The organism is Limibacillus sp. MBR-115 (assembly GCF_040549425.1).
GTDB classification, from domain to species: Bacteria; Pseudomonadota; Alphaproteobacteria; order Kiloniellales; family CECT-8803; genus Limibacillus; species Limibacillus halophilus.
Genome location: NZ_JBEPTJ010000002.1, coordinates 653,917 through 669,197, shown reverse-complemented (window position 1 = coordinate 669,197; position 15,281 = coordinate 653,917). Strand labels below are relative to the sequence as shown.

Sequence of the window (15,281 nt, the reverse complement as noted above, 5' to 3'; positions counted from 1 at the left end):
GGGCGCTCCAGCGTCCCGCCCGACAGGCCGCCGTCGTCATAGCGCGCGGGTAGTAAGTGCCAGCCCTCGCCCCGCTGGCTGGCGATGTAGGCCGCACAGGCCTGATGCTGGGCATCGAGCGAGTTGAACTCCTGATCGAGCCCATCGTCCGATGATTTGCGGGTATAGATGGCGCAGCGGACCCTGCGGCTCATGCCCCTGCCCTCATGCCCCCGGCCTCCCATCGAGCCCAAAGAAGCGCGGGCCCGACCAGTGGGCGCCGGTGATCTCCCGTGCGATGGCCGAAAGCGAGCGCCATGTCCCGCCGCGCCAGGAAAAGCCCTGCGCGGTCACCTCGACGACATGTGACACCCCGTTCCACTCCCGCAGGAGCCGTCCGCCTGCTTCCAGCGCCGGGCTGCGGGCCGGCGCATCAACACCCACAGCCCGCTCGAGCTTGGCCGTAAAGCCCTTGGACAAGCCGCCCTCTGCACGCGCCTGCACCTCGAAGGCCAGCACGCGTTGCAGCCCCGCCCGGCTGAGGCTCTTGGGTGGAGGTCCTCCTAAGAGCTCCTGCCAGAGCGCCCGCAGACCGGCTCGTTCCAGCGTCTCGATCTCGGCCAGGCTGGTCATTGCTCCCCCTCCTCAGCGCCCGCACCCGCAATGCGATAGCGCGGACGTCCGCTCTCCCCCTCGAGGCGCTCGACGGCGTGTCCCGCCTGGCGCAGGCGGCTGAGCACCGCCCGCAGCGTATGACGCTGCCAGCCAGTGGCCGCGCAGAGGTCATCAAGACTGGCGCCCGCCGGGCGCGCGAGCAGCTCGCGCAGCAGGGCCGCTTTGGTCTGACGCGGTGGTTTGGGGCTCGGCTCTGGGGTTGCCTGGTCGCGCCTCTTGGACGCGGTGGCGGTTGCGGGGGATTTAGGTTTAGCCTTGATCATCTCGGTCTCCCGGGTGACAAAGCCGGCCCCATGCCAGCCCTGCTACCGGGAGAAGCCCAGCGCAGCCGCCGGGCATACCCACAGCAACGCTCGCCTCGCCCCCGAAGTCCAGTAGGATCTTGGAGGGCGGGTTGGCAACCTCGACCTGAAGAACTTACCGACATGGATCTCAATGAAAGGCTTCACCCGAAACACAGAAAAACAAAAAAACGCGCCCCGTAGGACGCGTTTCAATGTGTTGCTACTTCGAGCTTGTTAACGGCTCGACCGCGAATTCTGAACTGCACACTTGTCGCATTTATATCCAGCAATTTCAAGTTGCAATTCTACTCAACCGAAAAGAACATTGTTAGGTGTATGAAAGAAAGGTTCAGGTAATGCGTCTTGGTCTTGATATCGGTGCAAATTCGATCGGATGGTGGCTCTATGAAACGGACAAATCAGGGGCCAATGGACGAATTACCGGGGTGATCGACGGCGGGGTTCGAATTTTCTCCGATGGGCGGGATCCGAAATCTGGGACCTCGCTGGCAGTGAATCGCCGCGCAGCTCGCGCCATGCGACGGCGACGCGACCGCTATCTGCGCCGTCGAGCCACCCTGATGAAACTCCTCGCCAAATCGGACTTGATGCCCACTGATCCCACCGTGGCAAAGAAACTGGAACAACTCGATCCTTACAAACTGCGGGCCGAGGGGTTGGACAAACCACTGCCGCTTGGCCATCTGGGGCGTACGTTATTCCATCTGAACCAGCGGCGCGGTTTCAAATCGAACCGGAAGGCTGATCGCGGCGACAATGAAAGCGGCAAAATAAAGGATGCCACGCAACGGCTGGATTGGGCCATGCATGATTCAAGGGCTCGGACCTATGGCGAGTTTCTGCACATGCGCCGTCAGCGAGCCAGCGACCCACGCCACATGCCGACAGTGCGCACCAGGCTGTCCATCGCTGTGTGGGGTGGACCTGATGCCAAAGAGGAAGTGGGGTATGATTTTTATCCTGACCGCCGCCACCTCGAAGAAGAATTTCATAGGCTTTGGGAAGCTCAGACCCCGCACCATCCAGACATTTTGACCGATGATCTACGGGACTTGGTCTTTGAGAAAATCTTTTATCAACGTCCGCTGAAAGAACCGGTTGTCGGGCTGTGCCTGTTTGCGGGCTACAATGGAGTTCCTGCCAAAGAAGAACGGCTTCTCAGGGCCCATCCCCTGACCCAACGTCGCGTGCTTTATGAAACTGTGAATCAGTTGCGCGTGACGGCGGATGGGCGCGAGGCGAGGTCCCTGACCTTAGAGGAGCGTGACACGATTATCTATGCTCTCGATAACAAGAAACCAACCAAAACCCTGTCATCAATGAATATTAATTTGGTTGCTTTGGCCAAGATATTGAAACTTCGCAACGACGAACGGTTTACATTGGAGACCGGAGTGAGGGACACCTTGGCCTGCGATCCACTGCGGGCGATCATGACCCATCCAGACAGGTTCGGCTCGCGCTGGTCAACACTTGACTGGCAAGCACAATGGGAGGTGATCCAACACATCCGCAAGATACAGAGCGATGCCGAGTTTGCCGACCTCCTCCGATGGCTTATGGATAAACACGGACTCGACAAGGATCATGCTGAGAAAGCAGCCAATGCCCATCTGCCCGAGGGCTACGCGCGGCTTGGTTTTACCGCCACTCAAACCATTCTAGAGCATCTCACAGCTTGCGTTTTGACCTATTCCGAAGCAGTGGAGGCCTGTGGCTGGCACCATTCCGATCGCCGCACAGGTGAGTGTCTCAGCACCCTTCCCTATTATGGCGCGGTGCTTGACCGGCATGTCATCCCCGGCACCTATGATGAGAAAGATGATGATATTACGCGCTATGGCCGGATCACCAACCCGACTGTGCACATTGGGTTGAATCAGTTGCGTAGGCTGGTGAACAAGATCATCGCGGTCTATGGCAAACCCGATCAGATCGTTGTGGAGCTGGCACGAGAGTTGAAGCTATCTGGTGCACAAAAGACGAAGGAGATGCAGCGCATCCGCAATACGACCGCGGACGCAATAAGACGGAGTGAACAGCTAGCCGAAATAGGACAACCAAACACGGGGCACAACCGGATGCTCTTACGCCTTTGGGAGGATCTCGGTCCTGCTGTCGGCCCGCGTAAGTGTCCCTACACCGGCAAAACCATCAGTCTTACCATGGTATTTGATGGCTCTTGCGACGTAGACCACATCCTGCCTTACTCCCGCACACTGGATGACAGTTTTTCCAATCGCACACTATGTCTTAAGGAAGCAAATCGGGGGAAAAGTGATCAAACCCCTTGGGAAATATGGGGTGACACACAGCAATGGGATTCAATCGAAGCAAATCTCAAAAACCTTCCCGACAACAAGCGCTGGCGGTTTGCCCCCGATGCGATGCAGCAGTTCGAAGGCAAGCGCGATTTTCTCGATCGGGCCCTGGTGGATACCCAATACCTTGCCCGTATCTCGCGCGCCTATCTCGACACGCTGTATACTGAAGGGGGGCATGTCTGGGTTGTACCAGGACGTATGACCGAAATGCTCCGGCGCCATTGGGGATTGAACGGGCTCCTGAGTGACAAGGATCGCAAGGCTGTCAAAGCCAAAAACCGCACCGATCATCGCCACCACGCTATTGATGCCGCCGTCGTGGCCGCCACCGACCGCAGCCTTGTCAATAGAATCAGCAAGGCCGCCGGACAGGGCGAACGGGCTGGCCAATCCGCTGAACTGATCGCCCGCAGCACTCCCTTTCCGTGGGAGGAATTTCGCAACGATATCGAATCACAACTCAGCAAGATCGTAGTTAGCCACCGCGCCGATCACGGTCGAATTGACCTTGAAGGTAGAAAGAAGGGTTGCGACAGCACAGCGGGTCAGCTCCACAACGACACGGCCTATGGCATAGTGGATAGTCAAACCGTCGTCAGTCGCACACCCCTTTTGTCGCTCAAACCTTCAGATATAGAACTGACTACGAAGGGGAAAAATATCCGCGACCCTTACCTGCAAAAAATGCTTTCTGCGGCCACCATGGGTAAGGAGGGCAAGGCATTAGAGGCTGCCTTGCGCGACTTCGCGGCACAACCCGGCCCCTATCAAGGCATCCGGCGAGTGCGCTTGGCCGAGAGTCTGCAGGAAACTGCACGTATCCCGGTTCCGATGGATAAACCGATCAAAGCGTACAAGGGTGACAGTAATCACTGTTACGAGTTATGGCGCCTTCCGGACGGCAAAATCAAACCACAGATCATCACTACCTTCCAGGCTCATGCCAACGCTGATAGACGACCCCATCCCGCAGCAAAACGCCTTTTGCGGGTATTCAAGAGGGATATGGTGGCGCTGGAACGGGATGGAGAGACCGTTATTGGTTATGTGCAGTCCATGCACATAACCAATGGCCTCTATATCGCACCGCATCTCGAAGCAAATGCCGATGCGCGAAACCGTGACAAATCGGATTCATTCCGTTTCATCCAGATTGGTGCCGGCCCTATGGCCAAAGCAGGTCTTCGTCGCGTGTTCGTGGATGAAATCGGCCACCTACGCGACCCCGGCACACCTTTTTGATCTATCAAATTCCCACAGGCGACTAATTTACAATGCTTCTCGTGGCTCGGAGAATAATTATTGGATCGTATTGTTGATATCGCCACCGACGGGCGGCATCTGTCGCGCGAACGTGGTTTTCTAAAGGTCAGTGACGATAGCATGGAGGTCGGGCGGCTTCCGCTTGATGAAATCGCCGCCGTGATCGTACATGCCCACGGAACAACTTGGTCATCCTCCCTTCTTTCCGAATTGGCTGATAGGGGTGTGCCCGTTGTTTTGTGCGGAATAAACCATACGCCGCGTTCCGTGCTCATGCCACTCGAAGGCCATCATGCCCAAGGGGGGCGCCTTCGAGCGCAATGGACGGCCAAGAGTCCGTTGATGAAACAGGTGTGGAAAAAGATCGTTGTCGCGAAGATCAACATGCAGGCTGCAGCGCTCGAGGCCATTGGTGAGCCCCCCGCCCCACTTCACATGATGACTCGCAAGGTCACAAGTGGTGACAACTCGAACATCGAGGCGCAAGCCGCGCGATACTATTGGCCTCTTATGATGGGTGATCAGTTCCGTCGAGATCGAGACGCCCCCGGGATCAATGCCCTTTTGAACTACGGTTACACTGTGTTGCGCGCAACAACCGCTCGTGCTGTCGTGGCTGCAGGCCTGCACCCTACAATCGGTCTGCACCACACCAATCGAAGCAATGCTTTCGCTCTGGCCGACGACCTGATGGAGCCATTTCGACCGTTGGTCGATTGCGCAGTGCGTAGCCTCGGTGCGCGGAATGGCTTTAAAGTTGATACAGAAGCAAAACAAACGCTGGTTCGACTGATATCTTTGGACCTTCCCCTCGGGGAGGGCCAGACGCCTGTATCCGTTGCGTTGTGTAAATTGGCCACATCGCTTGGGCAAAGTTTCGAAGCAGGGAAATTGAGCCTCGCCTTACCCAGCCCGCCTGATGCGCTCACATTAGCAGGGTTGGGGTCATGACATACCAATCCGCCAATTTATCAGGATACAGGATCATGTGGATTCTCGTGATGTTCGATCTCCCTACTGAGACGAAACCACAGCGAAAGGCAGCCACTGATTTTCGGAACTTCCTTATCGACGAAGGGTTTGAGCGCAGTCAATTTTCTGTCTATGCGCGGTTCGTCAACGGGAAGGAAGCCTTCCAGACTCGAACCAATCGTATCGAACGCCATTTACCTGAGAAAGGTGATATACAGATCCTAAACTTCACCGACCGGCAGTACCGTGATATCGTTCATTTCTCAGATCAGGGTCGGCGAGCTGCACGTAAAAACCTGGAACAACTGGCGCTGTTTTAATGAAAAACGATTGGAAAGTTGCAATCTGGTCCCGCTCAAAACCTTGTCTATTCAAGGCCTTGAGCGGAGATCCAGATTAGCAGTTCAGAATTCGTGGTCCAGCCGCAACTGATCCATTGCGTTTGTGTGTTCGCCGGGAAGATTAGCAGTTCAGAATTCGTGGTCCAGCCGCAACTATCTCCGCGACAACAAATACGTGGGCTATAGATTAGCAGTTCAGAATTCGTGGTCCAGCCGCAACACACTCACCTTGCAGTCAGCGCTGGCCCGTAGATTAGCAGTTCAGAATTCGTGGTCCAGCCGCAACTACTTCGTCCGTGACGTTCGCGGGGCCACGAGATTAGCAGTTCAGAATTCGTGGTCCAGCCGCAACCCACCTCGTTCAGCGCCCTAAGCCGTTCCTAGATTAGCAGTTCAGAATTCGTGGTCCAGCCGCAACGTAAACGGGAACGTCGCGCGGCTCTTGGACAGATTAGCAGTTCAGAATTCGTGGTCCAGCCGCAACATATCCTTGAATGACCCCGGCTATGGTTAGAGATTAGCAGTTCAGAATTCGTGGTCCAGCCGCAACTCGGGCTTTGTCTCCTTGACGATCGATTCTAGATTAGCAGTTCAGAATTCGTGGTCCAGCCGCAACTAAGACCTCTCGGGTCAGTTCCGGGGATTAAGATTAGCAGTTCAGAATTCGTGGTCCAGCCGCAACGGCCAAGTTGCCCCATGGCGGACTTTTCGAGATTAGCAGTTCAGAATTCGCATGACAGCACCTTCCTCTAGCTTGCCTGGAAAGGGGGTCCGCCACACTAGGTGCGGCGGACGAGTGGCACAGGGAGGCAGTTATCGAGAAACTTGGGAGGCCGATCAGGCAATGGTCTCCAGGATCGAGTCGATCATTGATCCATAATTCGCCGCATACCATTCCTCGTCACGCCAATACAGCTGACTGAAATGGGCAAACGGGTCGTCCTGGCGATACTCGGCAGCGACATGCTCCATAGAAGCCGGGTTGGATGGGCTATAGGCGATAGTCTCAAAAAGCTTCGACTGCAATACTGGATCTTGCCCGAATGCTATATATTTTAATGCGTTCTGTTTTCCTCCCGGACCTCCCTTGATGATTGGCCAGGACACTGGGCAGAGTTGTCCTTGGCTCCAGTTTATCTTAACCCGACCATCAGTATCCCGAGCGACTAAAGTGGCGCGAGAACTTGTCAGCACGGCCATTGTTATTTCACCATCAAGGAACAATTGTTGACCCTGGGCGAGACTATCATAGAAGATCGTATCTTCCTGGATCTCTTTGACCTTTTTCGCTGCGCGGGCCATGTCGAGTGGATATAGGTTCTCTGGCGCGACCCCATCGGCGAGCAGCGCAGGCTCGTATACCGACATGTATTTCCACATGGCGCGACGTCCAGGATAGGTCTTCATATCCCAGAAGTCTTTCCAACTGGTTGGCGGTGTATTGCCGACCCTCCGGCTGTCATAGACCAGAACAAAACTGTATGTGTAAGCGTGCGTCGCATATTTATGCGCCATGCCATTACGCACTTTCGCGGCGTCGACTACAGAGTAGTCGATCTCTTCCAGCAACCCCTTGCCCGACATGTTGATGATGTCGAAGTCATCGGAATCCGTAACGTCCCAAATGGCGCTCCCAGAATCGACCATTTTTTCAACTTTACTAGCGTAGGGTCCGCTGGGATCAAGGCTAAGCGTCAAGCCGGTCTTTTCTTTAAAATTGGGAGCATAAAGCGTCTCGAATGCCTTATTTGCGTCGCCGCCCCAATTACAGAATACGACTTCATCCTCCGCGCGAGCGTCTTGTGGAAAGCCGGCGCCGAGTAACGCCGCCGAACCGGCGGCAAGGGAGAGTGATAGAAATGTTCGCCGGTCTATGCGACCTGCATGGAATTCCTCGCGGGCAAACCGTTCCAAATCTGGACGTGAAGCGTTCTTAATCATCTTGGCTTCTTGAACCTCCCTTGTGAAGAGCAGGACTCTGCGGCAGAAAAATGTGCGGATATTGGGCGGCAGGCTAAAAATAAAGTCAACTATAATTTTAATGACGAATCTATTTTATTTTTAAGTTAGCCCAACAAAATTCAACAGATGGGATAGAATTAAGAATATAAGTGTTTACAATATGTTATTGCTTTTTTGTCCCAAAAGAGAGAGTGTTTTCGACGCCAATTAACTATTTTCTTGTAGTGAGCTTGAAAAATATAGTCTACTGATGTTTGTGCAAAATCAGCGAGTCTCGACGCAATATTGTTCGGCGATCTGCTGACAGGCATGGCAAAAAGGAGCAGAAGGTTGGCAGCTAACCCAACATCCGTGGCGACAACGGAAGGGCGTTGGAAACAACGTCTAACGGGGCTGCCTTTCGTGCTGCCGCTATTAGTGTTCCTGTCTCTCTTTTTCTACTGGCCGCTAGCAGAGGTTCTCGTCCTAAGCGTCACTGAACCAGAAGTCGGATTCTCTAATTTCACAAAATTGCTGTCCAGCGCGGTGATCCACAAGATATTGATCACGACCTTTATGGTTACCTTTGAAACTACGCTCGCTTCAGTCGCGATCGGTTATCTCATGGCATTCGCGATCGTACATTCGAAATCCCGAACGATTCAGCGCTCGTTGCTGCTATGTGTGATTGTGCCATTCTGGATGTCCATCATCATCCGCGCCTTCGCCTGGCTTATCCTATTGCGTGGCAACGGCATTGTGAATGAAACCCTAATCGGCTTAGGGCTGATTGATTCACCTCTACAACTTTCCCGCAACGAACTTGGTGTGGTGATCGGCGTCATTCATATCATGGTGCCGATTGCTACGCTGACGATCTTGGGTAACTTGCGCTCGATTAGCCCCAGTTATGTCAAGGCCGCCCGTAGCTTAGGTGCAAGCCCTTGGTTTGCCTTTCGTGCGGTGTATTTTCCGATCAGCCTTCCAGGTTTGATCGGAGCGTCCATGATTACCTTCATGTTCACCCTCGGCTTCTTCATTACCCCGGCGCTCCTTGGCGGCGGTCGTGTGATTATGGTCGCCGAATATATCAGCGTGAAGACACTTGTCCTTGCCCAGCTTGGCGAGCCGGCGATGCTGGCTGTCGTGCTGATGGCGTCAGTCTTTCTGCTGCTGATGACGCTAGGACGAGCCCTGAATCTGCGCGAGCTCCTGAGCGGAGGGAGTAAGTAATGGGAAGCGGTTGGCGATTTAAGGCTATTCTGTTTGGCGCCTGGATGGGCGCTGCATATCTCATTCTCCCAATGCTGGTAATATTTCCTGTCTCCCTAACGGATAAGCGATTCTTGTCTTTACCGAGTCTCGACAAGCTGTCGTTGCGCCACTACGAAACACTACTAGAGCCAACCTGGCTCTCCAGCATCGGACAGAGCATTGTCATTGGAGTTGGCTGCGCAATCGTCTCCGTTACGCTTGGAACCCTAGCCGCTATCGGATTGTGGCGCATGCGCTCGGCGCTGTCTGATACTTTATTTGGTCTCCTGGTGCTACCGCTAGTCGTACCGCCGATCGCGACTGCGCTTGGCATGTACGGAGTCTGGCACCGCCTTGGCCTGTTCGATAGCTATCTCGGCACCATTCTCGCACACTCGGCCTGGGCTGTTGGGTTTGTCGTCGTGACCGTCTATGCCGGCCTCAGCAATATCGATAGGTCTTGGGAGCGGGCCGCCCGCAGCTTGGGCGCCAGTGCTGCGCAGTCGGTCTGGTGGGTCATTGTTCCCAATGTCATGCCTGGCATTCTGTCTGGAGCCCTATTTGCGTTCGTGATCTCCTGGGATGAAGTGATACTGACTCTCTTTGTCACCAGCCGAGAGATCAACACTCTTCCAAAACAAATATTTGTAGCTATCCGGGATAATGTCGATCCCGCGATTGCGTCGGCTGCTTCCGGTTTGGTGGTGCTGACCATGGTTGCGGTGGCTTTTCAGGGCTGGGTGGCAGCGCGCCGACAACGAGGAAAGAACGCAATATGACAAAAACTCAAGCGTTACCAGCCGATATCACCACCATCGTTCGCTTCGTAAAGGTCGACAAATGTTATGATAATGGACCGGCGATCATCAAAAACCTCAATCTCGAGATTCGAAAAGGTGAATTTTTGACTCTGCTTGGGCCATCGGGCTCCGGCAAGACAACGACACTAATGATGCTGGCAGGGTTCGAGAACCCGAGCAGCGGAGCAATATATCTGCGCGATCGGTTGATAAACAACGTTAATCCCGAGCATCGAAACGCGGGCATGGTATTTCAGAACTACGCCCTGTTCCCGCATTTAACGGTGGCGGAAAATGTTGCCTTTTCGTTACGTGTTCGACGCGTGACGAAAAGTGAACAGAGTGAACGAGTTCGTCATGCCCTCGATATGGTGCAACTCGGTGCCTTCAAGGACAGGAAACCGGCACAGTTGTCCGGCGGTCAACAGCAGCGGGTCGCCTTAGCACGCGCCTTGATCTTCAAACCGGAGATCGTGTTGATGGATGAACCTCTAGGCGCACTGGACAAACAATTGCGCGAACACATGCAGATCGAGATCAAGCATCTGCACGAAAATCTCGGCGTCACTATGGTCTATGTAACCCATGACCAGTCCGAGGCGCTAACAATGTCGGATCGGATCGCCGTATTTAAAGACGGGAGGATCGAGCAGTTATCCGACCCAGGCACCCTCTATGAAGCCCCCGAAACAGCCTTCGCAGCGCAGTTTATTGGCGAAAGCAACCGGCTGACCGGAAAACTTGAAACCTGCAACGGTGAGTTTTGCCAAGTACGCCTCCCCGACGGCACTGCAATCCGCGCCCGCAAGATATCTGTAGGCGCGCCGGGCACTGATGTCAGCGTATCAGTTCGGCCCGAGCGAGTCTCTGTCATCAAGGGCGATATATCCGATGAGAACGTCCTGACTGGGTCAATCGTCGACCTGATTTATCTCGGGACGCATTCGATAGCACGCTTGAGCGCGCCGGGTTGCGAAGAGTTCGATGTTTCGGTCCCGGCCCGAAGCGGCATTCTGCTCCGGAAAGGCGCCGTAGTTTCTGTCGCCTGGAACCCTGATGCCTGCCGAGCCTTTAAAAGTGATTAATTGACATGCTGACCGACAGCGTGGCGCACGGTGGAGGGAGCCTGGTATTTCCCCAGATGCCGGAGGCAGCGCCTTCAGTCTGGTCATCGACGGGAAAATCTTATATGAGAATGCATTCTTATACTTCGCAACAAAAGGCTGACGGTCAATGACCCTGCGAGAAAAGCAGAAAGCGCGACGGTATCGAGAGATCATCAACGCTGCCGCCATGCTGTTTGGAAAACATGGTTACTCCAACACGACGATCGAGGATATCGCTGAACAAGCTTTTGTGGCTCCGGGTACTGTATATAACTACTTCGGAACGAAGGACGGAATCCTGCAGGGCATCGTGGAGATGCATATCACAGAACGAAGGGCTGAGCGGAGAAGCTTTCTGAAGGCACCACCAGCGGATTTTGATGAAGCTATCGTTGTTTTCGTTAGCCTTTTGATCGACCGCGCCTTCGTCCTAGTGAACCGCGAAATCTGGCGCCAGATCCTTGCAAGCAGTATCAGTCGCGGCGGCAGCCCGGAAGATTTCCACGATGATGTCACCGGCGCCCTGGTTAATCAGTTTGAGCGCATGTTTAAAACATTTCAGAAACGGGGCTGCCTCCGTGCCGATGTTGACCTAAAACACCTTTCGGAAGCGGCCATGGGAATCGCCGACTTTCATTTCTATCGCTATGTCTGCCAGGATAATGGCAGCATAACTGATGCCAAGTTGCGGATTGTACGCCAAATACAAATGCTAGTGGAGGGGTTACGCCAGCCTCCCTCGCCAAATATTTCTGCGCGCCCAACACCAGAAGCTTGACCTCCGAAGCCACCGGATCTTCTTGCCGTGCCTAATCGCGCGGGAAACAAGTTTTATATTGACATATAGTGAACTATAAAAATAAAGTAGACTATATTTTTTAGAGGCAACTCCCGTCCCGGCTTGAAGGAAAATACTCATGCAACAGAACATCGATTCGAAGATCCGCGAAGTTATCGGTTCGATGGAGCGCCCCATAGAATCCGCACACGGGCTTCCAGCATCTTGGTACTGGGATCCTGAGATTTTTGCAGTAGAGCAGGAACGAATTTTCAAGCGCACTTGGATGGCAGTTTGTTTCTCGCACGAGATTGCAAATACTGGTGACGTCTATCCGGCAAAGGTTGCTGGCGCCGAGGTCGTGATAGTGCGGTCGCCTGACGGATCTGCGAGTGCATTTCACAATATCTGCCGACACCGGGCCGCTAAGGTAGTGCCCGAACCTGCAACCGCCCTGCGCACGTTGCGTTGCTCGTATCATTGCTGGACCTATGGACTTGATGGAAAGCTGCGGAATGCACCATATTTTGAAGGCAACCCAAGCTACAAGCCGGACGCAGCGTCCTCCGAGAAAGACAACCTCGTCCCGATCCGCTGCGATGAATGGCAGGGCATTGTCTTCATCAATTTGGATGGCAAGGCGCAGAGTCTGCATGAATACGTAAACCCGCTCGCGAAACGATGGGCCGACTACGAAACGGAGTCGCTGCCGGTCTACAAGACCGCCAAAAGCCATATCCCCGTGAACTGGAAGGTCGTGATGGAAGGTGCGCTGGAAGTATATCACGAGCATTTCATTCACAAATCCCTCACCTATCGACTTACGTCAGAGGGCGAAAAAGCCTGGGAGGATATTCTTGAAGGCGAGGTGATGGGGTTCCGTTCCGTCATGTCGGACGATAATCCGGATCATCCTCCGATGACACTGCCCCGGGTACCGGGTATGCCAACGGAAGGCGCCGCTCCGACAGAAATCTGCCTGCTGTTCCCGTCGGTGTCGCTCAACATTCTGGACAATCATTTTGTGCGAACGATCTGGACGTTCGATTCGGTCAAGGAAACGTCATGGAAGTCGGATTGGATGTTTGCGCCGGGCGCTGCAGAAACAGAACAGGGCAAGGCGGACTGCAACGGGGTCGTTGATTTCTGGCTTGATGTCCGGAAAGAGGATCTCGGTGCCGTGGTGTCTGTTCAGGCTGGCCTAGAAAGTAAAACCGATTTTCCCATTCAGACCCGCTACTCACCATTTTGGGAGCCGATCCTGCAGCACTTCCATCTCCATATCGCAAAAGGCCTGCAGCAGGAATAACGGGGGCAGCAGACCGTGAACAGCGCACCAGAGGATTGGCCCCGACCGCCGCCAGTCTCTTAGATTCTACGCGCAGGAGGTCCATCGCACTCTCCGAATCTGCCCCCTGCGAACTGTTGATCAATATCGGCGCTGTGGATTGCCCTGGCCCTACCCCATTTTAACCAGCCGACAACATGTCGGCCCTCACATGGGAGACGACATTGTCCCAAGTTTTGAGCACCTTCGATGATACAGAAACCGGGTTTTTACTCGATGCCTATCGGCAGATGGCGCTGATCCGAAATTTCGAACAGGAAGTCTGGGATCAAAGTGCGACGCAACCACCAAACGTTATTGGGTCCGTTCATTTCTGCGCCGGACAAGAGGCAATTCCTGTTGGGGCCTGCGCCGCCTTGGACCAGGTACGAGACAAAATTATCTGTACTTATCGAGGTCACGGTTGGGCATTGGCATGGGGGCTCGATCCTGGTGCTGTGTTTGCTGAGATATGCCACCGGGAAAGCGGCATAAATGGTGGACGTGCGGGATCTGCGCTGATCATGGACCCCGGGTCCGGTTTCATTGGTGAAAACTCCATCGTTGGCGCAGGCGCGCCTGTTGCCTGCGGCACTGCTATGGCGTTGGAACGGGATGGTAAGGGCGGAGTCGTTCTGATCTCAATCGGTGACGGGGCGATGAACCAAGGTGCGACTCATGAGGCGATTGTTTTTGCCGTTGCCCGGTCCCTGCCAGTCATCTTTGTCTGCGAAAACAACGGGTGGTCGGAGATGACAGCGACCGAGGCGATCGTCCCCATCGACCGCCTGTCCAAGCGCGGCAGCGGCTATGGCTTGCCTTCGGCTACCGTAGACGGCAACGATCCAATTGCCGTGCGAGATACGATTATCCAGGCGACCGAACGCGCCCGGAAGGGCAAGGGCCCAAGTCTCATTGAGTTCAAAACAACGCGGCTTTGGGGTCATTATAACCGCGATATAGAGCATTATCGCTCGAAGGAAGACCGTGAGCGAGCGGCGGCAGCGGACCCATTGCCTCGGTTGCGCGACCGATTGATTGGCTTTGGGTATACTGCGGAGGCGCTAGACGAGCTTAATCGCGATGCGCTTAAACAGGTCCAAGCCGCACGCGATGTTGCACTTGATTCTGGACGACCGGCTGCAGAGTCGGCGCGGCGGCACAACTACGTTGACGGTTGCGATATTCTGCCCACTAAGGCGGGTCCAAATGGACCACGTGAAGTGACCTACCAACAAGCGGTCAACGAAGCACTTCGTCGTGAATTGGCTGAGCGCCCAAGCACGGTCGTCTTTGGAGAGGATGTTGGAAAGGCAGGCGGCATTTTTGGCTGCAGCCGGAACCTACAATCCGAATTCGGAGAAGCACGTGTCTTTGATACGCCGATCGCCGAAGCAGCAATCCTAGGCTCAGCAGTTGGTGCCTCGATAAATGGGCTGCGGCCGATTGTCGAGATTATGTGGGCGGACTTTTCGCTCGTTGCCCTGGATCAATTGTTCAATCAGGCGGCGAATGTCGCCTATGTCACGCGGGGCAATTACTCCGCGCCAATGGTGGTGCGCATGCAGCAGGGCGCTACGCCCGGTTCCTGCGCCCAACACAGTCAAAGCTTGGAGGCGCTGATGGCGCATATCCCGGGCCTGAAGATCGGTTTGCCATCAACACCAAAGGACGCTTATTCGATGTTGCGGGCAGCAGCGGCTGATCCCAACCCGGTGATTATTTTTGAATCTCGAGCCTTTTATCAGACAAAGGGACCGGTAGATTTTGACCTGCCCGGCGAGGAAGTGGGTGGCAGTCAATTGGTGCGGCCCGGCATGGCTGCGACCCTGTTTACCTACGGCACGGCGCGCCCGCGTTGCGAGGAAGCTGCTGAGGTGTTAGCCGATGAGGGCATTGACCTGCGGTTAGTAGATCTGCGTTGGCTAAACCCAATTGATTGGGACGTGCTAGGGGCCCATGTCAACGAAACCGATGGGCGCGCAATGATCGTGCATGAAGCTAATCTCACCGGCGGTTTTGGTGCCGAGGTAGCAGCGCGTCTATGGGAACGAGGAGCAAAAAAAGTCCAGCGCGTTGGTGCTAAAGATACGAGAATTCCCGCTGCTCCCAATCTACAAGATGCAGTGTTGCCGTCCGTATCGGAAATTGTGAGTCATGGCCGCAATCTCCTTAGCTGAAGGCACGCATAGGCTCGCCACGCTGATCCTAATGCG

13 protein-coding genes and 1 CRISPR repeat array are annotated in these 15,281 nt (G+C 54.7%); of the genes, 9 read left to right on the top strand and 4 right to left on the bottom strand.

Translation table 11 applies throughout. The features are described from left to right. The 3 genes from ABIE63_RS06715 to ABIE63_RS06705 form a co-directional block, all read right to left on the bottom strand. Positions 1–194 (bottom strand): recombinase family protein (locus tag ABIE63_RS06715; protein ID WP_354503697.1); only part of this gene is annotated, 194 nt, incomplete at its 3' end. Between the two features lie 10 nt (positions 195–204). Then, entirely contained in the window at positions 205–612 is a 408-nt protein-coding gene (locus tag ABIE63_RS06710; RefSeq protein WP_354503695.1) for a DUF2924 domain-containing protein, read from the bottom strand. Further along, positions 609–917: a DUF3489 domain-containing protein gene (locus ABIE63_RS06705; RefSeq protein ID WP_354503694.1), complete on the bottom strand. Its 309-nt coding sequence runs from the start codon at positions 915–917 to the stop codon at positions 609–611. The genes ABIE63_RS06710 and ABIE63_RS06705 overlap by 4 nt, the downstream gene beginning before the upstream one ends. Positions 918–1,294: 377 nt before the next feature. On the opposite strand from ABIE63_RS06705, the gene cas9 reads away from it, so the two are divergent. Genes cas9 through cas2 form a run of 3 tightly spaced genes read left to right on the top strand, consistent with a single transcriptional unit; the run spans position 1,295 to position 5,838 of the window. Next, a complete protein-coding gene (gene cas9 / locus ABIE63_RS06700) occupies positions 1,295–4,525 on the top strand; it encodes a type II CRISPR RNA-guided endonuclease Cas9 (RefSeq protein WP_354503692.1) in 3,231 nt (1,076 codons plus the stop codon). A 60-nt stretch (positions 4,526–4,585) separates the two neighbouring features. Further along, positions 4,586–5,497 carry a type II CRISPR-associated endonuclease Cas1 gene (gene cas1 / locus ABIE63_RS06695; RefSeq protein ID WP_354503691.1) on the top strand — a complete coding sequence of 304 codons (912 nt, stop codon included), beginning with the start codon at positions 4,586–4,588 and terminating at the stop codon, positions 5,495–5,497. 35 nt (positions 5,498–5,532) lie between these two features. Then, positions 5,533–5,838, top strand: coding sequence for a CRISPR-associated endonuclease Cas2 (gene cas2 / locus ABIE63_RS06690; protein WP_354503690.1), 306 nt, complete (start codon positions 5,533–5,535; stop codon positions 5,836–5,838). Positions 5,839–5,911: 73 nt separating this feature from the next. Then, positions 5,912–6,606: a CRISPR direct-repeat array (repeat unit 36 nt; unit sequence AGATTAGCAGTTCAGAATTCGTGGTCCAGCCGCAAC). Between the two features lie 90 nt (positions 6,607–6,696). Here the strand turns inward: cas2 and ABIE63_RS06685 are convergent. Further along, positions 6,697–7,800: an extracellular solute-binding protein gene (locus ABIE63_RS06685; protein ID WP_354503689.1), complete on the bottom strand. Its 1,104-nt coding sequence runs from the start codon at positions 7,798–7,800 to the stop codon at positions 6,697–6,699. Positions 7,801–8,151: 351 nt separating this feature from the next. Between ABIE63_RS06685 and ABIE63_RS06680 the strand changes: the two genes are divergently transcribed. The 6 genes from ABIE63_RS06680 (at position 8,152) to ABIE63_RS06655 (ending at position 15,245) form a co-directional block, all read left to right on the top strand. Continuing rightward, positions 8,152–9,033 carry an ABC transporter permease gene (locus ABIE63_RS06680; RefSeq protein ID WP_354503688.1) on the top strand — a complete coding sequence of 294 codons (882 nt, stop codon included), beginning with the start codon at positions 8,152–8,154 and terminating at the stop codon, positions 9,031–9,033. Further along, the gene (locus tag ABIE63_RS06675; protein WP_354503687.1) at positions 9,033–9,833 is read left to right on the top strand and encodes an ABC transporter permease; all 801 of its coding nucleotides are present in this window, start codon (positions 9,033–9,035) and stop codon (positions 9,831–9,833) included. The genes ABIE63_RS06680 and ABIE63_RS06675 overlap by 1 nt, the downstream gene beginning before the upstream one ends. Further along, entirely contained in the window at positions 9,830–10,939 is a 1,110-nt protein-coding gene (locus ABIE63_RS06670; RefSeq protein ID WP_354503686.1) for an ABC transporter ATP-binding protein, read from the top strand. Before ABIE63_RS06675 ends, ABIE63_RS06670 begins: the two co-directional genes overlap by 4 nt. A 148-nt stretch (positions 10,940–11,087) precedes the next feature. Next, the gene (locus ABIE63_RS06665; protein ID WP_354503685.1) at positions 11,088–11,738 is read left to right on the top strand and encodes a TetR/AcrR family transcriptional regulator; all 651 of its coding nucleotides are present in this window, start codon (positions 11,088–11,090) and stop codon (positions 11,736–11,738) included. 139 nt (positions 11,739–11,877) lie between these two features. Next, positions 11,878–13,047 carry an aromatic ring-hydroxylating dioxygenase subunit alpha gene (locus ABIE63_RS06660; protein ID WP_354503684.1) on the top strand — a complete coding sequence of 390 codons (1,170 nt, stop codon included), beginning with the start codon at positions 11,878–11,880 and terminating at the stop codon, positions 13,045–13,047. Positions 13,048–13,250: 203 nt separating this feature from the next. Continuing rightward, positions 13,251–15,245: a thiamine pyrophosphate-dependent enzyme gene (locus ABIE63_RS06655; RefSeq protein WP_354503682.1), complete on the top strand. Its 1,995-nt coding sequence runs from the start codon at positions 13,251–13,253 to the stop codon at positions 15,243–15,245. The last annotated feature ends 36 nt before the right edge of the window (positions 15,246–15,281 follow it).